Source organism: Escherichia sp. 93.1518 (assembly GCF_013368915.2).
Classification (GTDB): Bacteria; Pseudomonadota; Gammaproteobacteria; order Enterobacterales; family Enterobacteriaceae; genus Escherichia; species Escherichia ruysiae.
In genome coordinates this window covers 164,002-185,052 of sequence record NZ_JABWMT020000006.1, presented here as the reverse complement: position 1 = coordinate 185,052, position 21,051 = coordinate 164,002, and the positions used below count along the sequence as shown (strand labels likewise).

General features: G+C 52.5%; 20 protein-coding genes. 12 read left to right on the top strand and 8 right to left on the bottom strand.

The window, feature by feature from the left end; all coding sequences use genetic code 11:
* Nucleotides 1-98: 98 nt before the first annotated feature.
* A complete protein-coding gene (locus HEN21_RS06775) occupies nt 99-212 on the bottom strand; it encodes a YnaM/YnfT family protein (protein WP_120795384.1) in 114 nt (37 codons plus the stop codon).
* A 426-nt stretch (nt 213-638) separates the two neighbouring features.
* Nucleotides 639-887, bottom strand: a complete 249-nt coding sequence (locus HEN21_RS06770; RefSeq protein ID WP_001217539.1) for a DinI-like family protein — start codon at nt 885-887, stop codon at nt 639-641.
* A gap of 219 nt (nt 888-1,106) precedes the next feature.
* On the opposite strand from HEN21_RS06770, the gene prfC reads away from it, so the two are divergent.
* The 5 genes from prfC to HEN21_RS06745 all read left to right on the top strand — a co-directional run bounded on the left by prfC (nt 1,107) and on the right by HEN21_RS06745 (nt 5,969).
* Nucleotides 1,107-2,693 (top strand): peptide chain release factor 3, encoded by a 1,587-nt coding sequence (gene prfC, locus HEN21_RS06765; protein ID WP_107164514.1) that lies wholly within the window; start codon nt 1,107-1,109, stop codon nt 2,691-2,693.
* 402 nt (nt 2,694-3,095) lie between these two features.
* Nucleotides 3,096-3,701 (top strand): molecular chaperone OsmY, encoded by a 606-nt coding sequence (osmY, locus tag HEN21_RS06760; protein WP_016159438.1) that lies wholly within the window; start codon nt 3,096-3,098, stop codon nt 3,699-3,701.
* Nucleotides 3,702-3,827: 126 nt separating this feature from the next.
* Nucleotides 3,828-3,989 carry a DUF1328 domain-containing protein gene (locus HEN21_RS06755; protein ID WP_000490275.1) on the top strand — a complete coding sequence of 54 codons (162 nt, stop codon included), beginning with the start codon at nt 3,828-3,830 and terminating at the stop codon, nt 3,987-3,989.
* 121 nt (nt 3,990-4,110) lie between these two features.
* Nucleotides 4,111-5,184 (top strand): patatin-like phospholipase family protein, encoded by a 1,074-nt coding sequence (locus HEN21_RS06750; RefSeq protein ID WP_016159437.1) that lies wholly within the window; start codon nt 4,111-4,113, stop codon nt 5,182-5,184.
* A complete protein-coding gene (locus HEN21_RS06745) occupies nt 5,181-5,969 on the top strand; it encodes a metal-dependent hydrolase (RefSeq protein ID WP_105287031.1) in 789 nt (262 codons plus the stop codon). The genes HEN21_RS06750 and HEN21_RS06745 overlap by 4 nt, the downstream gene beginning before the upstream one ends.
* Before the next feature lie 114 nt (nt 5,970-6,083).
* On the opposite strand, the gene HEN21_RS06740 is transcribed toward HEN21_RS06745, so the two are convergent.
* Both HEN21_RS06740 and HEN21_RS06735 read right to left on the bottom strand, forming a co-directional pair.
* Nucleotides 6,084-6,947: a YjjW family glycine radical enzyme activase gene (locus tag HEN21_RS06740; RefSeq protein WP_176252563.1), complete on the bottom strand. Its 864-nt coding sequence runs from the start codon at nt 6,945-6,947 to the stop codon at nt 6,084-6,086.
* Entirely contained in the window at nt 6,919-8,469 is a 1,551-nt protein-coding gene (locus HEN21_RS06735; protein ID WP_107164513.1) for a YjjI family glycine radical enzyme, read from the bottom strand. The genes HEN21_RS06740 and HEN21_RS06735 overlap by 29 nt, the downstream gene beginning before the upstream one ends.
* A gap of 257 nt (nt 8,470-8,726) precedes the next feature.
* Here HEN21_RS06735 and deoC point away from each other — a divergent pair, with 257 nt between their 5' ends.
* The 4 genes from deoC to deoD all read left to right on the top strand — a co-directional run bounded on the left by deoC (nt 8,727) and on the right by deoD (nt 13,135).
* Complete coding sequence (gene deoC, locus HEN21_RS06730; protein WP_001298497.1) at nt 8,727-9,506, top strand: deoxyribose-phosphate aldolase; 780 nt, start codon at nt 8,727-8,729, stop codon at nt 9,504-9,506.
* Between the two features lie 232 nt (nt 9,507-9,738).
* Nucleotides 9,739-11,061: a thymidine phosphorylase gene (gene deoA, locus HEN21_RS06725; RefSeq protein WP_000477829.1), complete on the top strand. Its 1,323-nt coding sequence runs from the start codon at nt 9,739-9,741 to the stop codon at nt 11,059-11,061.
* Nucleotides 11,062-11,112: 51 nt separating this feature from the next.
* A complete protein-coding gene (gene deoB, locus HEN21_RS06720) occupies nt 11,113-12,336 on the top strand; it encodes a phosphopentomutase (protein WP_000816471.1) in 1,224 nt (407 codons plus the stop codon).
* A gap of 79 nt (nt 12,337-12,415) precedes the next feature.
* On the top strand, nt 12,416-13,135 hold the full coding sequence (gene deoD / locus HEN21_RS06715; RefSeq protein ID WP_000224882.1) for a purine-nucleoside phosphorylase: 720 nt from the start codon (nt 12,416-12,418) through the stop codon (nt 13,133-13,135).
* A 148-nt stretch (nt 13,136-13,283) separates the two neighbouring features.
* Here the strand turns inward: deoD and HEN21_RS06710 are convergent, their stop codons facing one another.
* The 3 genes from HEN21_RS06710 to HEN21_RS06700 are packed head-to-tail and all read right to left on the bottom strand — an operon-like array spanning nt 13,284 to nt 15,267.
* Entirely contained in the window at nt 13,284-13,547 is a 264-nt protein-coding gene (locus tag HEN21_RS06710) for a helix-turn-helix domain-containing protein (protein WP_176252562.1), read from the bottom strand.
* Between the two features lie 31 nt (nt 13,548-13,578).
* A complete protein-coding gene (gene lplA / locus HEN21_RS06705) occupies nt 13,579-14,595 on the bottom strand; it encodes a lipoate--protein ligase LplA (RefSeq protein ID WP_176252561.1) in 1,017 nt (338 codons plus the stop codon).
* Nucleotides 14,596-14,622: 27 nt separating this feature from the next.
* Nucleotides 14,623-15,267, bottom strand: coding sequence for a YtjB family periplasmic protein (locus HEN21_RS06700; RefSeq protein ID WP_105287026.1), 645 nt, complete (start codon nt 15,265-15,267; stop codon nt 14,623-14,625).
* 105 nt (nt 15,268-15,372) lie between these two features.
* Here HEN21_RS06700 and serB point away from each other — a divergent pair, with 105 nt between their 5' ends.
* From serB to nadR, 3 genes are read left to right on the top strand one after another with little or no spacing between them, the layout of a single operon-like run.
* Complete coding sequence (gene serB / locus HEN21_RS06695) at nt 15,373-16,341, top strand: phosphoserine phosphatase (RefSeq protein ID WP_001132950.1); 969 nt, start codon at nt 15,373-15,375, stop codon at nt 16,339-16,341.
* 48 nt (nt 16,342-16,389) lie between these two features.
* Nucleotides 16,390-17,772 (top strand): DNA repair protein RadA, encoded by a 1,383-nt coding sequence (gene radA / locus HEN21_RS06690; RefSeq protein WP_001029698.1) that lies wholly within the window; start codon nt 16,390-16,392, stop codon nt 17,770-17,772.
* Between the two features lie 20 nt (nt 17,773-17,792).
* Complete coding sequence (nadR, locus tag HEN21_RS06685; RefSeq protein WP_000093822.1) at nt 17,793-19,025, top strand: multifunctional transcriptional regulator/nicotinamide-nucleotide adenylyltransferase/ribosylnicotinamide kinase NadR; 1,233 nt, start codon at nt 17,793-17,795, stop codon at nt 19,023-19,025.
* 234 nt (nt 19,026-19,259) lie between these two features.
* Here nadR and ettA read toward each other — a convergent pair whose 3' ends face one another.
* Nucleotides 19,260-20,927, bottom strand: a complete 1,668-nt coding sequence (ettA, locus tag HEN21_RS06680; RefSeq protein ID WP_000046760.1) for an energy-dependent translational throttle protein EttA — start codon at nt 20,925-20,927, stop codon at nt 19,260-19,262.
* Nucleotides 20,928-21,051: the final 124 nt, after the last annotated feature.

Genomic DNA, 21,051 nt, shown 5'->3' with positions numbered 1-21,051 from the left:
GAACCACTTTAGGGTGTCTTTTGATTTCATGAAGATATTCCTTAAAATATTATTGGTTTTCATTGCAATATTGTATGTCTGATTCAGGATATGTTGACTTATACATCGGTTTTGTCCGGGTTATTGGATATGCCAATCCCTAATTTTATTAGAGCATGACTAAAAATGCTGAATATGATAAGTAGTGAAGTGATTATCAGTATGCTGTTCATATAGCCTCGAATTAGTATGGTGTTATATATAATATAGTTGACAATTTTTATCCTGGGTGTTCTTAAAGTTCGTAGATGAACCCTGTAGTTTCAGGTATACAGGAATGCTTACAGATAGCGGCAAAAGTCAGGAAGTTAATGGCGAAAACTGAAGGGGTAGCTGTGAACTAACTTAGGTAGAGACTCTACACGGATTCGGTTTAAAAGTATACATAGATAACAATTTTTATCTGAAGAAGAAAAATATTAAGGTGATATGGTCATATATACTTTAATGCGGAAGAATGAATGTGATGAGAGTGCTGTATCTGAATGGTTGAAAAACCGCAGACACGTCGTATGCAAGAACGTGCTGCGGTTGGCTGGTGAACTTCCGATAGTGCGAGTATTGAATGATTTCCAGCCGTTACCGATTTTACGTGTTAATTAGTGAACAAACCACTCGTCAGCAGACTCCCAGGTATCTTTCAGAGTTTCCTGAACAAAAGTTTTAGCTGAATCTTTATCGGCGGTGCGCGTAACAGAAAGGCCATCGTTGCTGGTGGCTTTTACGATCACCTCTACATCGTCATAACGCTTACTGATGCGTCGAGTTAATTCTTCCTTTAACGCATCCACAGCACCGTTTGGCATTTTAGTCATTTTCTCTTTGGCTATGCAGATCTCAATACGCATAAAAATCCCTCTACACTGTGTTTGTATACAGTGTTATTTTTAACTGTATGAATAAACAGTGTCAATAGAACAAAGATTGCTGCATGTACAAATGTTCTTTGGCTACAAATACACCTACTGATCATGTTCTGCTATGCTCTGATACCTCCAAAATGTACAATCAGCGGCATGAATTTTTCTTTGTACATATGATTGTACATAATCAAAGAGACAACAATTATGACAAGCCTTTTGGCCGCAGAGGTAGCGAAAAGAAGAACCTTTGCAATTATTTCTCACCCGGACGCCGGTAAAACTACCATCACCGAGAAGGTGCTGCTGTTCGGACAGGCTATTCAGACCGCCGGTACAGTAAAAGGCCGTGGTTCCAACCAGCACGCTAAGTCGGACTGGATGGAGATGGAAAAGCAGCGTGGGATCTCCATTACTACGTCTGTGATGCAGTTTCCGTATCACGACTGCCTGGTTAACCTGCTCGACACCCCGGGGCACGAAGACTTCTCGGAAGATACCTACCGTACCCTGACGGCGGTGGACTGCTGCCTGATGGTTATCGACGCCGCAAAAGGTGTTGAAGATCGTACCCGCAAGCTGATGGAAGTTACCCGTCTGCGTGACACGCCGATCCTCACCTTTATGAACAAACTTGACCGTGATATCCGCGACCCGATGGAACTGCTCGATGAAGTTGAGAACGAGCTGAAAATCGGCTGCGCACCGATTACCTGGCCGATTGGCTGCGGCAAGCTGTTTAAAGGCGTTTACCACCTATATAAAGATGAAACCTATCTCTATCAGAGCGGTAAAGGCCACACCATTCAGGAAGTACGCATTGTTAAAGGGCTGAACAACCCGGATCTCGACGCTGCGGTCGGTGAAGATCTGGCACAGCAGCTGCGTGACGAACTGGAACTGGTGAAAGGCGCGTCTAACGAGTTCGACAAAGAGCTGTTCCTTGCAGGTGAAATCACCCCGGTATTCTTCGGTACTGCGTTGGGTAACTTCGGCGTCGATCATATGCTGGATGGTCTGGTGGAGTGGGCGCCTGCGCCGATGCCGCGTCAGACCGATACCCGTACCGTAGAGGCGAGCGAAGATAAATTTACCGGCTTCGTATTTAAAATTCAGGCCAACATGGACCCGAAACACCGCGACCGCGTGGCGTTTATGCGTGTGGTATCCGGTAAATATGAAAAAGGTATGAAGCTGCGCCAGGTGCGTACCGCGAAAGATGTGGTGATCTCCGACGCGCTGACCTTTATGGCGGGTGACCGTTCGCACGTTGAAGAAGCTTATCCGGGCGATATCCTCGGTCTGCACAACCACGGCACTATTCAGATCGGCGACACCTTTACCCAGGGTGAGATGATGAAGTTCACCGGTATTCCGAACTTCGCGCCGGAACTGTTCCGTCGTATCCGCCTGAAAGATCCGCTGAAGCAAAAACAGCTGCTCAAAGGGCTGGTACAGCTTTCCGAAGAGGGCGCGGTGCAGGTGTTCCGTCCCATCTCCAACAACGATTTGATCGTCGGTGCGGTTGGTATACTGCAGTTTGATGTGGTGGTGTCGCGCCTGAAGAGCGAATACAACGTCGAAGCGGTGTATGAGTCAGTCAACGTCACCACCGCCCGCTGGGTAGAATGCGCGGACGCGAAGAAATTCGAAGAGTTCAAGCGTAAGAACGAAAGCCAACTGGCGCTCGATGGCGGCGATAACCTTGCTTACATCGCCACCAGCATGGTTAACCTGCGCTTAGCGCAAGAGCGTTATCCGGACGTTCAATTCCACCAGACCCGCGAGCATTAATTCTTGCCTCCAGGGCGCGGCAGCCGCTGCGCCCTGTCAATTTCCCTTCCTTATTAGCCGCTTGCGGAATGTTCTTAAAACATTCGCTTTCGCTTATGTTTGCTCGCTTTTTAGCCGATACGGCGAGCGGTTTCAAAATTGTGATCTATATTTAACAAAGCAATGACATTTGTGTCGGCGTTAAATACCGTTATGTACGTAGGTAACAGTATTTAAAACCGTTAACTGTCATTCGATTGATATTAATAACTGATTCAGAAGCTGTAACGGTCGTTATTCATCACCCATCGCTTTTGTGATGGCGACCATTGACTTCTGTCGAGGGTGAAGTCTCTCCCTATTCAGCAATGCAACCTCGTGTTGCCTGGCTCAAATTACGAGCAAACATACAGGAATAAATCGATGACTATGACAAGACTGAAGATTTCGAAAACTCTGCTGGCTGTGATGTTGACCTCTGCCGTCGCGACCGGTTCTGCCTATGCGGAAAACAACGCGCAGACCACCAATGAAAGCGCAGGGCAAAAAGTCGATAGCTCTATGAATAAAGTCGGTAATTTCATGGATGACAGCGCCATCACTGCGAAAGTGAAGGCAGCTCTGGTGGATCATGAAAATATCAAGAGCACTGATATCTCTGTCAAAACCGATCAAAAAGTCGTGACGTTAAGCGGATTTGTTGAAAGCCAGGCACAGGCCGAAGAGGCAGTGAAAGTGGCGAAAGGCGTTGAAGGCGTGACCTCCGTCAGCGACAAACTGCACGTTCGCGACGCTAAAGAAGGCTCTGTGAAGGGCTACGCGGGTGACACCGCCACCACCAGTGAAATCAAAGCCAAACTGCTGGCGGACGATATCGTCCCTTCCCGTCATGTGAAAGTTGAAACCACCGACGGCGTGGTTCAGCTCTCCGGTACCGTCGATTCCCAGGCACAGAGCGACCGTGCTGAAAGTATCGCCAAAGCGGTAGATGGTGTGAAAAGCGTTAAAAATGATCTGAAAACTAAGTAATTCGTCGTAATTCGTCCTCCCGAACTTTGTCGGGAGGCGCGATGTGCACCACACTAAAAATATCGCATTGAGTGATTTTCACGCTCATATCAAGCGGTGACATTAACTATGGTAAAGGAGACGCTTATGTTTCGTTGGGGCATCATATTTCTGGTTATCGCGTTAATCGCCGCCGCACTTGGGTTTGGTGGTCTGGCCGGTACCGCTGCAGGCGCAGCTAAAATTGTCTTTGTCGTCGGGATTATTCTGTTCCTGGTGAGTTTGTTCATGGGCCGAAAACGACCCTAGATTTCAGACCATTAAGAAAATTTTATCCAAAGCCAGTCCAGCGGACTGGCTTTTGCGGTTTTAGCGAATAATAAATTGCGTTACTTTGTCATTCTTTCACAACAAAAACAGGAAGGCAGAGGTGGGGCAGCGAATACCTGTAACGCTTGGTAATATTGCGCCGTTGTCGCTAAGGCCGTTCCAGCCTGGACGAATTGCGCTGGTGTGCGAAGGCGGTGGGCAGCGTGGAATTTTCACGGCTGGTGTGCTGGATGAGTTTATGCGCGCGCAGTTTAATCCTTTCGATCTCTATTTTGGCACGTCCGCCGGGGCGCAAAATCTTTCGGCCTATATCTGCAACCAGCCTGGTTACGCGCGTAAAGTCATCATGCGCTACACCACAAAACGTGAATTTTTCGATCCAGTACGTTTTGTCCGTGGAGGAAATCTTATCGATCTCGACTGGCTGGTGGAGGCGACTGCAAGCCAGATGCCGTTGCAGATGGATACCGCTGCGCGGTTGTTTGATAGCGGCAAATCGTTTTATATGTGCGCCTGCCGCCAGGACGATTACACGCCGAACTACTTTGTGCCGACCAAACAAAACTGGCTGGATTTGATTCGCGCCTCCAGTGCTATTCCCGGTTTTTATCGCACCGGAGTTTCACTTGATGGGATTAACTATTTTGATGGTGGCGTCAGCGATGCGATCCCGGTTAAAGAAGCGGCAAGACAGGGGGCGAAAACGCTGGTGGTGATCCGCACTGTGCCGTCGCAAATGTACTATACGCCTCAGTGGTTTAAACGTATGGAACGTTGGTTGGGTGACAGTAGCCTACAACCGCTGGTCAATCTGGTGCAGCATCATGAAACCAGTTATCGCGCCATCCAACAATTTATTGAGAAACCGCCCGGCAAGTTACGCATTTTCGAAATTTATCCGCCGAAGCCGCTGCATAGCATCGCGCTTGGCAGTCGGCTTCCGGCGCTACGCGATGACTATAAACTTGGGCGTTTATGCGGTCGCTATTTCCTGGCCACAGTCGGTAAAATGCTAACCGAAAAAGCACCGTTCACTCGCCATCTGGTGCCTGTGGCGACGCCGGAACCAATCGTCATTCCGCCTGCGCCAGTCGCCAACGATACGCTGGTTACCGAGGTGATAGACGCCCCGCAGGCGAATGACCCGACATTTAACAATGAGGATCTGGCTTGATTTGCCGTTTTATCGACACCCACTGCCATTTTGATTTTCCGCCGTTTAGCGGTGATGAAGAGGCCAGCCTGCAACGCGCGGCACAAGCGGGCGTAGGCAAGATCATTGTTCCGGCAACCGAGGCGGCAAATTTTGCCCGCGTGCAGGCGTTAGCGGAAAATTATCAGCCGCTGTATGCCGCATTGGGCTTGCATCCTGGTATGTTGGAAAAACATAGCGATGCGTCGCTGGAGCAGTTACAGCAGGCACTGGAAAGGCGTCCGCCGAAGGTGGTGGCGGTAGGGGAGGTAGGCCTGGATCTTTTTGGCGACAATCCACAATTTGATCGTCAGCAGTGGTTGCTCGACGAACAACTGAAGCTGGCGAAACGCTACGATCTGCCGGTGATCCTTCATTCACGGCGCACGCATGACAAACTGGCGATGCATCTTAAACGCCACGATTTGCCGCGTGCTGGCGTGGTTCACGGATTTTCTGGCAGCCTGCAACAGGCCGAACGGTTTGTGCAACTGGGCTACAAAATCGGCGTAGGCGGCACTATCACTTATCCGCGAGCCAGTAAAACCCGCGATGTCATCGCAAAATTACCGCTGGCGTCGTTGTTGCTGGAAACTGATGCGCCGGATATGCCGCTAAATGGTTTTCAGGGGCAGCCTAACCGCCCGGAGCAGGCTGCCCGGGTGTTTGCCGTGCTTTGTGAGTTACGCCCGGAACCTGCGGATGAAATTGCCGACGTGTTGCTTAATAACACGTATGCGGTGTTTAACGTGCCCGATGGCTGGTAAGGCCGTCCGTAAGTGAACACTGGTGCTGCTTGTTCCCCTCACCCTAACCCTCTCCCCAGAGGGGCGAGGGGACTGATTGTGCTTGATGTTGAGTTTTGCGACATCTCTGGCTTATCACAAATACAGCGCCGGAAATATCAATCGACTTACCCCGCGCTCCTTTAACGCGCCAGCCAACTGCTCAACATCTTCCGGCGTGGCGCTCGGCCAGCTTTGCGCCTCGCCATACACGCCGTGGGCATGAAACGCGTTCAGGCGTACCGGAACATCGCCAAGTCCCTTGATAAACGCCGCCAGCTCATCGATGTGTTGCAAATAATCCACCTGATTGGGGATTACCAATAAACGCAGTTCTGCCAGCTTGCCGCGCTCTGCAAGCAAACTGATGCTGCGCTTAATCTGTTGATTATCGCGTCCGGTTAACTGTTGATGACACGCGCTACCCCACGCTTTGAGATCGAGCATTGCGCCGTCGCATACCGGAAGCAATTTTTCCCAGCCGGTTTCGCTCAACATGCCGTTACTGTCCACCAGACAGGTGAGATGGCGCAATTGTGGATCATTTTTGATAGCAGTAAACAGCGCCACCACAAACGGCAGCTGCGTCGTGGCTTCACCGCCGCTCACCGTTATCCCTTCAATAAACAACACCGCTTTGCGGATATGACTAAGCACCTCGTCCACGCCCATGGTTTGTGCCATCGGCGTGGCATTCTGCGGGCACATCTTCAGGCAGGTGTCGCACTGCTCGCAGACTGCAACGTTCCACATTACTTTGCCGTCGGCAATCTGCAACGCCTGATGTGGACACTGCGGCACACATTCCCTGCAATCATTGCAGCGTCCCATCGTCCACGGATTGTGACAATTTTTGCAGCGCAGATTGCAGCCCTGCAAAAACAGAGCCAGACGACTGCCTGGCCCGTCAACGCAGGAGAAGGGGATAATCTTACTGACTAAAGCGCATCTGCTGTTCATGGCTTATCACGCGCGGCTGGCGTTCCAGAATACGAGTGTTACGTGCAGCTTCTTCGCCCAGCCAGGTGGTATTGGTACGTGAACCTTCGGCACGATATTTTTCTAAATCCGACAAACGCACCATATAACCGGTAACGCGAACCAGATCGTTACCGCTGACGTTGGCGGTAAATTCGCGCATTCCGGCTTTAAAGGCACCGAGGCAAAGCTGTACCAGCGCCTGCGGATTACGTTTGATGGTTTCGTCGAGCGTCAGAATGTCGCTGATCCCGGAGTAATAATATGCATGATGCGGGGCGACGGTTTGCAGATGGGTGATTGGATCTGGCTCATCGCCATACGGCAGGCGCGCCCCCGGCGTGGTGCCGATATCGGAACTGATCCCCGACTGTGCGTGTAACATGGCGCGTTTTTGCCAGCCATATTTCACTGGCGTGCTGGCGACAAACTCCGCCAGTTGCGCGCTGATGCGATAACCCACTTCATTTGCGGCGGCTTCTTTACCGTAGCGCGCGGCAATCCCTTCTTTCTCGCACAGCAAGTTAACCGCTTCCGCCAGCCCGTACATGCCAAACATCGGCACAAAACGTTCAGGATCAATCAACCCTTCTTTGACCAGGAAGCTATTCTCAAAGAAGTGTGATTGTTGATAGAGAAATTCACATCGCGCATCGATGATGGCGATCTGCTGCTGGCAGTAGTGCGGTAGAGTGCGCGTAAAGAAGTCATCCAGCGATTCACTGCGCTCGGCAATGGCTTTCAGGTTAAGGCGTACCAGCGTACTGCCACCGCCAGCCAGCGGCAGCGAGTTGTAACAGCTTACGATCCCGTAACCCCCTTTTGTGAAAATTTTATCATGTACCGGACCGTTGGCGATGTGCGGTTTGCTACATTCACAAATGTTTTTTGCCACTTCCAGCAGCAGATCATCAGGAGTGATCTCAGGATCGTAGATAAAGGTCAGATTTGGTGAAACCTGCTTCAGCTCTGCATCTGCGCGTAAAATTGCACGGGTGATGGGGGAATCGGACGGGCCGATATTGGCATGCATAAAAGCGTCTGGCAGGGTTCTGTCGAGATAACGCCAGAAACGTTTTATTCGAATATCGATTTCGTCTTGTGTTAGAATTTTAACATACGGTTGCAACAACGCATCCAGTTGCCCCAGGTAGACCGGCATTGATGTGACTGATGGGACATGGTGATAAATAATGGTCAGCAGGGAGAGCGCATCATCAAGATCTTTCGCGCCTTCCAGCTCCAGCCATTCAGAACCGTTCGCCAGAAAACGGGCGTAATCGGGTAAGACATAGCGCGGTTTATACGGCGCATGACCTTCAAACATATCGCAGATTACGCCTTCATCCAGCGCGCGGCGGGCTTCGGCAGGAAGCTGTGGGTAAGGCAGATTGTTTTCTGCTTCCAGCGCCAGAAAATGGCGCTTCTGCTCCGGGCTAAGTACCGGACTGGTGACAATTTGCTGGCAACGTTGTTGCAGTGCAATTTCATGAGAAGTGGGCATCTTCTTTTCCTTTTATGCCGAAGGTGATGCGCCATTGTAAGAAGTTTCGTGATGTTCACTTTGATCCTGATGCGTTTGCCACCACTGGCGCATTCATTTGAAAGTGAATTATTTGAACCAGATCGCATTACCGTAATGCAAATTTGTAAGTAGATTTTCTTAATTGTGATGTATATCGAAGTGTGTTGCGGAGTCGATGTTAGAATACTAACAAACTCGCAAGGTGAATTTTATTGGCGACAAGCCAGGAGAATGAAATGACTGATCTGAAAGCAAGCAGCCTGCGTGCACTGAAATTGATGGACCTGACCACTCTGAATGACGACGACACTGACGAGAAAGTGATCGCCCTGTGTCATCAGGCTAAAACTCCGGTCGGCAATACCGCCGCTATCTGTATCTATCCTCGCTTTATCCCGATTGCTCGCAAGACTCTGAAAGAGCAGGGCACCCCGGAAATCCGTATTGCTACGGTAACTAACTTCCCACATGGTAACGACGACATCGACATCGCGCTGGCAGAAACCCGTGCGGCAATCGCCTACGGTGCCGATGAAGTTGACGTGGTGTTCCCGTACCGTGCGCTGATGGCGGGTAACGAGCAGGTTGGTTTTGACCTGGTGAAAGCCTGTAAAGAGGCTTGCGCAGCGGCGAACGTGCTGCTGAAAGTGATCATCGAAACCGGTGAACTGAAAGACGAAGCTCTGATCCGCAAAGCGTCTGAAATCTCCATCAAAGCGGGTGCTGACTTCATCAAAACCTCTACTGGTAAAGTCGCGGTGAATGCGACGCCGGAAAGCGCGCGCATCATGATGGAAGTCATCCGCGACATGGGCGTAGAAAAAACCGTTGGTTTCAAACCGGCGGGCGGTGTGCGTACTGCGGAAGATGCGCAGAAATATCTCGCGATTGCAGATGAACTGTTCGGTGCTGACTGGGCAGATGCGCGTCACTATCGCTTTGGCGCTTCCAGCCTGCTGGCAAGCCTGCTGAAAGCTCTGGGCCACGGCGACGGTAAGAGCGCCAGCAGCTACTAAGCTGTCTTTTGCCAGAGGGCGGATGCTACGGGTCGGGTGCCCCTGTAGGACTGATAAGACGCGTCAGCGTCGCATCAGGCTGTCAGCAGTGATGCCGGATGCGGCGCGAACGCCTTGTCCGGCCTACGGGGCGAGTGCCGTGTAGGCATGATAAGAAGCGGTCAGCATCAGGCAATAACAACATCCGCCACCTGGCAACAACGCCTTCAAACTTATTCCACGGGAGGTTACCTTGTTTCTCGCACAAGAAATTATTCGTAAAAAACGTGATGGTCATGCGCTGAGCGATGAAGAAATTCGTTTCTTTATCAACGGCATTCGCGACAACACTATCTCCGAAGGGCAAATTGCCGCCCTCGCGATGACCATTTTCTTCCACGATATGACAATGCCGGAGCGTGTCTCGCTGACGATGGCGATGCGAGATTCAGGAACCGTTCTCGACTGGAAAAGCCTGCATCTGAATGGCCCGATTGTTGATAAACACTCCACCGGCGGCGTCGGCGATGTGACTTCGCTGATGTTGGGGCCAATGGTCGCGGCCTGCGGCGGCTATATTCCGATGATCTCCGGTCGTGGCCTCGGTCATACTGGCGGTACGCTCGACAAACTGGAATCAATCCCAGGCTTCGATATCTTCCCGGATGACAACCGTTTCCGCGAAATTATTAAAGATGTCGGCGTGGCAATTATCGGCCAGACCAGCTCACTGGCTCCGGCGGATAAACGTTTCTACGCAACCCGTGATATCACCGCAACCGTGGACTCCATTCCGCTGATCACCGCCTCTATTCTGGCGAAGAAACTTGCGGAAGGTCTGGACGCGCTGGTGATGGACGTGAAAGTGGGTAGCGGCGCGTTTATGCCGACCTACGAACTCTCTGAAGCCCTCGCCGAAGCGATTGTTGGCGTGGCTAACGGCGCTGGCGTGCGCACCACTGCGCTGCTCACCGATATGAATCAGGTCTTGGCATCCAGTGCCGGTAACGCGGTTGAAGTGCGTGAAGCGGTGCAGTTCTTGACGGGTGAGTATCGTAACCCGCGTCTGTTTGATGTCACGATGGCGCTGTGCGTGGAGATGCTTACCTCCGGCAAACTGGCGAAAGATGACGCCGAAGCGCGCGCGAAATTGCAGGCGGTGCTGGACAACGGTAAAGCGGCAGAAGTCTTTGGTCGTATGGTCGCGGCACAAAAAGGCCCGACTGACTTCGTTGAGAACTACGCGAAGTATCTGCCGACAGCCATGCTGACGAAAGCAGTCTATGCTGATACCGAAGGTTTTGTCAGTGAAATGGATACCCGCGCGCTGGGGATGGCAGTGGTTGCAATGGGCGGCGGTCGCCGTCAGGCATCTGACACCATCGATTATAGCGTCGGCTTTACTGATATGGCGCGTCTGGGCGACCAGGTAGACGGTCAGCGTCCGCTGGCGGTTATCCACGCGAAAGACGAAAACAGCTGGCAGGAAGCGGCGAAAGCGGTGAAAGCGGCAATTAAACTTGCCGATAAAGCCCCAGAAAGCACACCAACTGTCTATCGTCGTATCAGTGAATAATTGTATACTGATCTGATCATTTAAATTTGAAGCACTGAGTACGGAGAACATATGAAACGTGCATTTATTATGGTGCTGGACTCATTCGGCATCGGCGCTACAGAAGATGCAGAACGCTTTGGTGACGTCGGGGCTGACACCCTGGGTCATATCGCAGAAGCTTGTGCTAAAGGCGAAGCTGATAATGGTCGTAAAGGGCCACTGAATCTGCCAAATCTGACCCGTCTGGGGCTGGCGAAAGCACACGAAGGTTCTACCGGTTTCATTCCGGCAGGAATGGACGGCAACGCTGAAGTTATCGGCGCGTACGCATGGGCGCACGAAATGTCATCCGGTAAAGATACCCCGTCTGGTCACTGGGAAATCGCCGGTGTACCGGTTCTGTTTGAGTGGGGATACTTCTCCGATCACGAAAACAGCTTCCCGCAAGAATTGCTGGATAAACTGGTCGAACGCGCTAATCTGCCGGGTTACCTTGGTAACTGCCACTCTTCCGGTACGGTCATCCTGGATCAACTGGGCGAAGAGCACATGAAAACCGGCAAGCCGATTTTCTATACCTCCGCTGACTCAGTGTTCCAGATTGCCTGCCATGAAGAAACCTTTGGCCTGGATAAACTCTACGAACTGTGCGAAATCGCCCGTGAAGAGCTGACCAACGGCGGCTACAACATCGGTCGCGTTATCGCCCGTCCGTTTATCGGCGACAAAGCCGGTAACTTCCAGCGTACTGGTAACCGTCACGACCTGGCTGTTGAACCGCCAGCACCGACCGTGCTGCAAAAACTGGTTGATGAAAAACACGGCCAGGTGGTTTCTGTCGGTAAAATTGCGGACATCTACGCTAACTGCGGTATCACCAAAAAAGTGAAAGCGACCGGCCTGGATGCGCTGTTTGACGCCACCATCAAAGAGATGAAGGAAGCGGGTGATAACACCATCGTCTTCACCAACTTCGTTGACTTCGACTCTTCCTGGGGCCACCGTCGCGACGTCGCGGGTTATGCTGCGGGTCTGGAACTGTTTGACCGCCGTCTGCCGGAGCTGATGTCACTGCTGCGCGATGACGATATCCTGATCCTCACCGCTGACCACGGTTGTGACCCGACCTGGACAGGTACTGACCACACCCGTGAACACATTCCGGTACTGGTGTATGGCCCGAAAGTAAAACCGGGTTCACTGGGGCACCGTGAAACCTTCGCAGATATCGGTCAGACTCTGGCAAAATATTTTGGCACTTCTGATATGGAATATGGCAAAGCCATGTTCTGATAATGGGTGCGGCTTGATGCCCTCACCCCGGCCCTCTCCCACAGGGAGAGGGTGAAAACATGTTGATAAGGATAAAACAATGGCTACCCCACATATTAATGCAGAAATGGGCGATTTCGCTGACGTAGTTTTGATGCCAGGCGACCCGCTGCGTGCGAAGTATATTGCTGAAACTTTCCTTGAAGATGTCCGTGAAGTGAACAACGTTCGCGGTATGCTGGGCTTCACCGGTACTTACAAAGGCCGCAAAATTTCCGTAATGGGTCACGGTATGGGTATCCCGTCCTGCTCCATTTACACCAAAGAGCTGATCACCGATTTCGGCGTGAAGAAAATCATCCGCGTGGGTTCCTGTGGTGCTGTTCTGCCGCACGTAAAACTGCGTGACGTGGTGATTGGTATGGGTGCCTGCACCGACTCCAAAGTTAACCGCATCCGTTTTAAAGACCATGACTTTGCCGCTATCGCTGACTTTGACATGGTGCGTAACGCGGTAGACGCGGCTAAAGCTCTGGGCGTTGATGCTCGCGTTGGTAACCTGTTCTCCGCTGACCTGTTCTACTCTCCGGACGGCGAAATGTTCGACGTGATGGAAAAATACGGCATCCTTGGCGTGGAAATGGAAGCCGCTGGCATCTACGGCGTAGCAGCAGAATTTGGTGCGAAAGCCCTGGCTATCTGCACCGTATCTGACCACATCCGCACTCACGAGCAGACCACTGCTGAAGAGCGTCAGACCACCTTCAACGACATGATCAAAATCGCACTGGAATCCGTTCTGCTGGGCGATAAAGAGTAATTGTTTTTCGCTGAAAGGCGATTGTCGTGTTAAGCCGGAGCGGGTGACTGCTCCGGCTTTTTAGTATCTATTCATCAATAGCAACTGATTTATAGATTTACTATTATTTTTCATATGGATAGAAAATAAAATCCATTCAAGTATCTATTCATGTATGTTCAGCCGTCATCCAGGAAGGGCATATCAGCAACTCTGGCGGACAACCATAAATTCCTGCCATTTTGCTTTTGATGTTTGAGCTAAGCCGCTCCGTCTTTTCGATCCGTTTTAGAGAATTAATCGAGATACCTAACATTTTACTTAATTCAGCAAGCGATAATTTATGCCTGATACGCACAGCGGCTAGCCAGGAAATACGCTGGCTGAACATTAAGTTGATAATCTCCCGCTCCTGGTTTTCCAGAACGATCATATTTCCTTCCTTGGATATTTTAATCAGTGAGTTACCGCACTGCCCCAGCCATCCACGCCGACAATTCCCGTAGCTCTTTTTCCTGTTCCGGGAAGTCAACCAACAGAGCTTCGCACTCTTGTTGCAGCATATCCGCGCGGTACAGACAGCCTTGCAGTCGCCCGGCGAGAGCTTCCAGCGGTGCGGGGTTGAGGCTATCGGTAAACACCTGAGCGCGGGTGATATGGCCTTTTTCAACGTCGAAGTGCAGTTCCACGCCGCCCCAGGTGAAGCGTTCATCCAGCAGATGCGAAAATGCAGGAGCCTGACCGAAGTTCCACTCCCAGCTACTCTGACGGGCAAAGGTTTCGGCGAAGTTTGGCAAGTCTGGCGTTTTGTCCGGGGAGATGATTTCCGCTTCCACGCGCTCGCCATAATGGGCGAAAAAGGCCTCGGTTATGGCCTCGCAAATTTGCTCATGGGTAATTCCCGGTAGCAATTCGGTCAGATTAGTCACGCGGGAACGTACCGAAGTAATGCCTTTCGCCGCCAGTTTCTTTTTATCCGGATTGAGATAGTTTGCCAGGCGGCTGAGGTCGGCATTGAGCAGCAAGGTGCCGTGGTGGAAGCCACGATCTTTGGTTTCGCGATAGGCCGAGCCTGAGACTTTGCGGTCGCCTTCGGTGGTTTTCACCACCAGATCGTTGCGCCCGGAGGCTTCGGCGGTGACGCCGAGCGCGTTCAGCGCATTGAGCACAATCGACGTGGAGATGGTTTTATCGTACTCCGGCTTGCCAGCCATAAAGGTAAAGCAGGTATTGCCGAGATCGTGGAACACCGCGCCACCGCCGCTACTGCGCCGCGCCAGTCGGACGTTATCTTCTTCCATCCGCCGGGTATTACACTCTTTCCACGGGTTCTGCGCGCGACCAATCACTACGGTGTCGGCATTGCGCCAGAGAAACAGAACGCGCTGCGTGGCGGGCATCTGGCGAAAAATACATTCCTCAACCGCCAGGTTAAACCACGGGTCGTAAGAGTCAGAAATAAGCAGGCGTAATGTGGACATAACGATTTCCTTTCTTGTAGTAATGGGTCACTCTTTTTTCTCGCTTTCTTCCTCTTCCGGCACCGGTTTGCTGGCGGTTAACAGGAAGGGGGATTGCTGCCAGCGGGTGCGCTTACCCTGCAACAACGTGCGGGTAAGCACCACGCCGATTGCCAGCGAGAGCAGCAACATCAGGCGTAAAATGTTAGTGGTGTTATCCACCTGTTTGGCTTCGGTGGCGAGCGTATGGGTGTCGAGCGTCAGGCGCAGGTAGCCGAGCGGACCATTTTTCCCCGCAATCGGTTCGACAATCTGCTGGTTAAAATAGCCGCCCGCTTTTTTACCGTCGAGCGCCAGCCGATCGCGCACTTCGACGCTTTCGCCTGCGCGGGCGATAAGATCGCCTTGCTCGTCATACACGCCCGCGTCGAGGATGCGGCTTTCGTCTGTTAACTGGCTGAGGATTGCCTGAATGCGTTTTTCATCCGGAGAGTCGGTACGCATTAGCGGCGCAACGTTCAGCGTCACCTGACGCGCCAGGGTGCGAGCCAGTTCTTCAAGTTGCGGATTACGCTGTCGCTGGTGGTTTTGACTAAACCATGACGCCCCCTGCATCAGCGCCACTAACAAGGCGAGGCAGAACAGGACAATCACTGCCCGATGCAGCCGGAATTTCAGTTTTGTGCGAGCCATCTTCCACCCTTTGAAAATTTGAGACTTAATGTTGCCAGAAGCAATGGATACAAGGTAGCCTCATGCGTTATTTTCCCTGCTTCGAACGATTTTACAGGAGCCTTAATGCCTAACATTACCTGGTGCGACCTGCCTGAAGATGTCTCTTTATGGCCTGGTCTGCCTCTTTCATTAAGTGGTGATGAAGTGATGCCACTGGATTACCACGCAGGTCGTAGCGGCTGGCTGCTGTATGGTCGTGGGCTGGATAAACAACGTCTGACCCAGTACCAGAGCAAACTGGGCGCGGCGATGGTGATTGTTGCCGCCTGGTGCGTGGAAGATTATCAGGTGATTCGTCTGGCAGGTTCGCTCACCGCACGGGCTACGCGCCTGGCCCATGAAGCGCAACTGGATGTCGCGCCGCTGGGGAAAATCCCGCACCTGCGCACGCCGGGTTTGCTGGTGATGGACATGGACTCCACCGCCATCCAGATTGAATGTATCGATGAAATTGCCAAACTGGCCGGAACGGGCGAGATGGTGGCGGAAGTAACCGAACGGGCGATGCGCGGCGAACTTGATTTTACCGCCAGCCTGCGTAGCCGCGTGGCGACGCTGAAAGGCGCTGATGCGAACATTTTGCTTCAGGTACGTGAAAATCTGCCGCTGATGCCAGGCTTAACGCAGCTGGTACTCAAGCTGGAAACGCTGGGCTGGAAAGTGGCGATTGCCTCCGGCGGCTTTACCTTCTTTGCTGAATACCTGCGCGACAAGCTGCGCCTGACCGCCGTAGTAGCCAATGAACTGGAGATCATGGACGGTAAATTTACCGGCAATGTGATCGGCGACATCGTTGACGCGCAATATAAAGCGAAAACCCTGACCCGCCTCGCGCAGGAGTATGAAATCCCGCTGGCGCAGACCGTGGCGATTGGCGATGGTGCCAACGACCTGCCGATGATCAAAGCAGCAGGGCTGGGGATTGCCTACCATGCCAAGCCAAAAGTGAATGAAAAGACGGAAGTCACCATCCGTCACGCTGACCTGATGGGGGTGTTCTGCATCCTCTCCGGCAGCCTGAATCAGAAGTAATTGCACGCCCGTCATCCTGCGGGCAGCACAGCATTAACGAGGTACACCGTGGCAAAAGCTCCAAAACGCGCCTTTGTTTGTAATGAATGCGGGGCAGATTATCCGCGCTGGCAGGGGCAGTGCAGCGCCTGTCATGCCTGGAACACCATCACCGAGGTGCGTCTTGCTGCGTCGCCAACGGTGGCGCGTAACGAGCGTCTCAGTGGCTATGCCGGTAGTGCCGGAGTGGCAAAAGTCCAGAAACTCTCCGATATCAGCCTTGAAGAGCTGCCGCGTTTTTCCACCGGATTTAAAGAGTTCGACCGCGTATTAGGCGGCGGGGTAGTGCCGGGAAGCGCCATTCTGATTGGCGGTAACCCAGGTGCGGGGAAATCCACGCTGCTACTGCAAACGCTGTGCAAACTGGCCCAGCAGATGAAAACGCTGTATGTCACTGGCGAAGAGTCGCTGCAACAGGTGGCAATGCGCGCTCATCGTCTCGGCCTACCGACTGACAATCTCAATATGTTGTCGGAAACCAGCATCGAGCAGATCTGCCTGATTGCCGAAGAAGAGCAACCGAAGCTGATGGTAATTGACTCCATCCAGGTGATGCATATGGCGGATGTTCAGTCTTCGCCTGGCAGCGTGGCGCAGGTGCGTGAAACAGCGGCTTATCTGACACGATTCGCTAAAACGCGCGGCGTGGCGATTGTCATGGTCGGGCACGTAACCAAAGATGGCTCGCTGGCTGGTCCGAAAGTGCTGGAACACTGTATTGACTGTTCGGTGCTGCTGGACGGCGACGCCGACTCCCGTTTTCGCACCTTACGCAGCCATAAAAACCGCTTCGGCGCGGTGAATGAGCTGGGCGTATTCGCGATGACCGAACAGGGACTGCGTGAAGTCAGCAATCCTTCGGCAATCTTCTTAAGCCGTGGCGATGAAGTGACCTCTGGCAGTTCAGTGATGGTGGTATGGGAAGGGACGCGCCCGCTGCTGGTGGAGATTCAGGCGCTGGTCGATCACTCGATGATGGCGAACCCACGCCGCGTGGCGGTCGGGCTGGAACAAAACCGTCTGGCGATCCTGCTGGCGGTGCTGCACCGTCACGGCGGTCTGCAAATGGCTGATCAGGATGTCTTTGTGAACGTGGTCGGCGGCGTGAAGGTAACGGAAACCAGCGCCGACTTAGCGTTACTGCTGGCGATGGTTTCCAGCCTGCGCGACAGGCCGCTGCCGCAGGATCTGGTGGTGTTTGGCGAAGTGGGGCTGGCAGGGGAGATCCGCCCGGTGCCCAGCGGTCAGGAACGAATCTCTGAAGCGGCGAAACACGGTTTTCGCCGGGCGATTGTTCCGGCGGCCAACGTGCCGAAAAAAGCGCCGGAAGGGATGCAGATTTTTGGCGTTAAAAAACTCTCCGACGCGCTTAGCGTGTTCGACGACTTATAATGAGAGATACGGAGGGAGATATGTCGTCATTTGATTACCTGAAAACCGCTATTAAGCAACAAGGCTGCACGTTACAGCAGGTTGCTGATGCCAGCGGTATGACCAAAGGGTATTTAAGCCAGTTACTGAATGCCAAAATCAAAAGCCCCAGCGCACAAAAGCTGGAGGCGTTGCACCGTTTTTTGGGGCTTGAATTTCCCCGGCAGAAGAAAACCATTGGTGTCGTATTCGGTAAGTTCTACCCGCTGCATACCGGACATATCTACCTTATCCAGCGCGCCTGTAGCCAGGTTGACGAGCTGCATATCATTATGGGCTTTGACGATACCCGCGACCGCGCGTTGTTTGAAGACAGCGCCATGTCGCAGCAGCCAACGGTGCCGGATCGTCTGCGCTGGTTATTGCAAACCTTTAAATATCAGAAAAATATCCGTATTCATGCCTTCAACGAAGAGGGCATGGAGCCGTATCCGCACGGCTGGGACGTGTGGAGCAACGGCATCAAAAATTTTATGGCCGAAAAAGGCATTCAGCCGGATCTGATCTACACCTCGGAAGAGACCGACGCACCACAGTACCTGGAGCATCTGGGGATCGAAACGGTGCTTGTCGATCCGAAACGCACCTTTATGAGTATCAGCGGAGCGCAGATCCGTGAAAACCCGTTCCGCTACTGGGAATATATTCCCACCGAAGTGAAACCGTTCTTTGTGCGTACCGTGGCGATCCTCGGCGGCGAGTCGAGCGGTAAATCCACCCTGGTAAATAAACTCGCCAATATCTTCAACACCACCAGTGCGTGGGAGTTTGGTCGTGATTATGTCTTTTCGCACCTCGGTGGCGATGAGATAGCGTTGCAGTATTCCGACTACGATAAAATTGCACTGGGGCACGCACAATATATTGATTTCGCAGTGAAATATGCCAATAAAGTGGCGTTTATCGACACTGATTTTGTGACAACTCAGGCGTTCTGCAAAAAGTACGAAGGGCGTGAGCATCCGTTCGTGCAGGCGCTGATCGATGAATACCGTTTTGATCTGGTGATCCTGCTGGAGAACAATACTCCGTGGGTGGCGGATGGTTTACGCAGCCTCGGCAGTTCGGTGGATCGTAAAGAGTTCCAGAACTTGCTGGTGGAGATGCTGGAAGAGAACAATATCGAATTTGTGCGGGTTGAAGAGGACGATTACGACAGCCGTTTCCTGCGCTGCGTGGAGTTGGTGCGGGAGATGATGGGGGAGCAGGGTTAAGACCCAATGCCTGATGCGACGCTGACGCGTCTTATCAGGCCTGCTGTTTTGCAACCTATTGAAATAACTGGGCTTGTAGGCCGGATAAGGCGTTCACGCCGCATCAGGCATTCGGAGTCCAATGCCTGATGCGACGCTGACGCGTCTTATCAGGCCTACTGTTTCGCAACGTATTGAAATCGCTGAGCTTGTAGGCCGGATAAGGCGTTCACGCCGCATCCGGCATCTTACAAATTACTTCGCAATACGCTTGTACTTGATACGCTTCGGCTCCAGCGCGTCTGCGCCCAGCGTGCGTTTCTTATACTCTTCGTACTCGGTAAAGTTACCTTCGAAGAACTCAACTTTACCTTCATCCTGATAATCCAGAATGTGCGTCGCGATACGGTCGAGGAACCAACGGTCGTGCGAGATAACCATCGCGCAGCCCGGGAACTCCAGCAGGGCGTTTTCCAGCGCGCGCAGGGTTTCGATATCCAGGTCGTTGGTCGGTTCGTCGAGCAGCAGCATGTTGCCGCCAACCTGCAGCAGCTTCGCCAGATGCAGACGACCGCGCTCACCGCCGGAAAGTTCGCCAACGCGTTTACCCTGATCAACCCCTTTAAAGTTAAAGCGGCCTACGTAAGCACGGCTCGGCATCTCGGTGTTACCGATCTTCATGATATCCAGCCCGCCGGAAACTTCTTCCCATACGGTTTTGCTGTTATCCATTGAGTCACGGAACTGATCAACAGATGCCAGTTTCACCGTTTCACCTAAAGTGATGGTGCCGCTGTCCGGCTGTTCCTGACCAGAGATCATACGGAACAGGGTCGATTTACCCGCACCGTTCGGCCCGATGATCCCGACGATTGCCCCTTTCGGGATCGAGAAGCTCAGGGAGTCAATCAGCAGGCGATCGCCGTAGGATTTACGCAGGTTGCTGACTTCCAACACTTTATCGCCCAGACGCGGTCCAGGTGGAATAAACAGTTCGTTGGTTTCGTTACGTTTCTGGTATTCGGTGTTGTTCAGCTCTTCAAAGCGCGCCAGACGTGCTTTACCTTTCGACTGACGGCCTTTAGTCCCCTGACGTACCCACTCCAGCTCTTTTTCAATCGACTTACGACGTGCTGCTTCTTGCGAAGCTTCCTGCGCCAGACGCTGATCTTTCTGCTCCAGCCAGGAGGAGTAGTTACCTTCCCACGGAATACCTTCGCCACGGTCAAGTTCGAGGATCCAGCCCGCAACGTTATCGAGGAAGTAACGGTCGTGGGTAATCGCCACAACGGTGCCTTCGAAGTCGTGCAGGAAGCGTTCCAGCCACGCTACGGATTCGGCATCCAGGTGGTTAGTTGGTTCGTCGAGCAGCAGCATGTCTGGTTTTTCCAGCAGCAGGCGGCACAACGCCACGCGACGACGCTCACCACCGGAGAGGTTAGCGATTTTCGCCTCCCAGTCTGGCAGACGCAGCGCATCCGCCGCACGCTCCAGTTGCACATTCAGGTTATGACCGTCGTGAGCCTGAATGATCTCTTCCAGACGACCCTGTTCAGCGGCCAGCTTGTCAAAATCGGCATCCGGATCGGCGTATAACGCATACACTTCATCCAGACGTTTCAGGGCGTTAACCACTTCAGAGACCGCTTCTTCAATGGACTCACGCACGGTGTGTTCCGGGTTCAGCTGCGGTTCCTGCGGCAGATAACCAATCTTGATATCCGGCTGCGGACGCGCTTCACCTTCGATATCTTTATCGATGCCCGCCATAATGCGCAGCAGGGTGGACTTACCGGCGCCGTTCAGACCCAGGACGCCGATTTTTGCCCCAGGGAAGAAACTCAGAGAGATGTTTTTCAAAATATGACGTTTCGGCGGAACAACTTTGCCGACACGATGCATGGTATAAACGAATTGAGCCACGTTGGACTTCGCCTCTATGTTTATCGTGATGATGAGTTTTCAAAGGCGAAGTGTAGCCTGTTTCCTTATCTAATCCCAGCCGGTCGATCACCCTCCCGATAAAAGTAAAAAAGTGTCCATAACG

Bases quoted from the DNA above. Each gene is read 5' to 3' on its own strand.
- HEN21_RS06775 (WP_120795384.1), bottom strand. From the start codon at position 212: ATGAACAGCATACTGATAATCACTTCACTACTTATCATATTCAGCATT.
- HEN21_RS06770 (WP_001217539.1), bottom strand. From the start codon at position 887: ATGCGTATTGAGATCTGCATAGCCAAAGAGAAAATGACTAAAATGCCA.
- prfC (WP_107164514.1), top strand. From the start codon at position 1,107: ATGACAAGCCTTTTGGCCGCAGAGGTAGCGAAAAGAAGAACCTTTGCA.
- osmY (WP_016159438.1), top strand. From the start codon at position 3,096: ATGACTATGACAAGACTGAAGATTTCGAAAACTCTGCTGGCTGTGATG.
- HEN21_RS06755 (WP_000490275.1), top strand. From the start codon at position 3,828: ATGTTTCGTTGGGGCATCATATTTCTGGTTATCGCGTTAATCGCCGCC.
- HEN21_RS06740 (WP_176252563.1), bottom strand. From the start codon at position 6,947: ATGAACAGCAGATGCGCTTTAGTCAGTAAGATTATCCCCTTCTCCTGC.
- HEN21_RS06735 (WP_107164513.1), bottom strand. From the start codon at position 8,469: ATGCCCACTTCTCATGAAATTGCACTGCAACAACGTTGCCAGCAAATT.
- deoC (WP_001298497.1), top strand. From the start codon at position 8,727: ATGACTGATCTGAAAGCAAGCAGCCTGCGTGCACTGAAATTGATGGAC.
- deoB (WP_000816471.1), top strand. From the start codon at position 11,113: ATGAAACGTGCATTTATTATGGTGCTGGACTCATTCGGCATCGGCGCT.
- deoD (WP_000224882.1), top strand. From the start codon at position 12,416: ATGGCTACCCCACATATTAATGCAGAAATGGGCGATTTCGCTGACGTA.
- HEN21_RS06710 (WP_176252562.1), bottom strand. From the start codon at position 13,547: ATGATCGTTCTGGAAAACCAGGAGCGGGAGATTATCAACTTAATGTTC.
- lplA (WP_176252561.1), bottom strand. From the start codon at position 14,595: ATGTCCACATTACGCCTGCTTATTTCTGACTCTTACGACCCGTGGTTT.
- HEN21_RS06700 (WP_105287026.1), bottom strand. From the start codon at position 15,267: ATGGCTCGCACAAAACTGAAATTCCGGCTGCATCGGGCAGTGATTGTC.
- serB (WP_001132950.1), top strand. From the start codon at position 15,373: ATGCCTAACATTACCTGGTGCGACCTGCCTGAAGATGTCTCTTTATGG.
- nadR (WP_000093822.1), top strand. From the start codon at position 17,793: ATGTCGTCATTTGATTACCTGAAAACCGCTATTAAGCAACAAGGCTGC.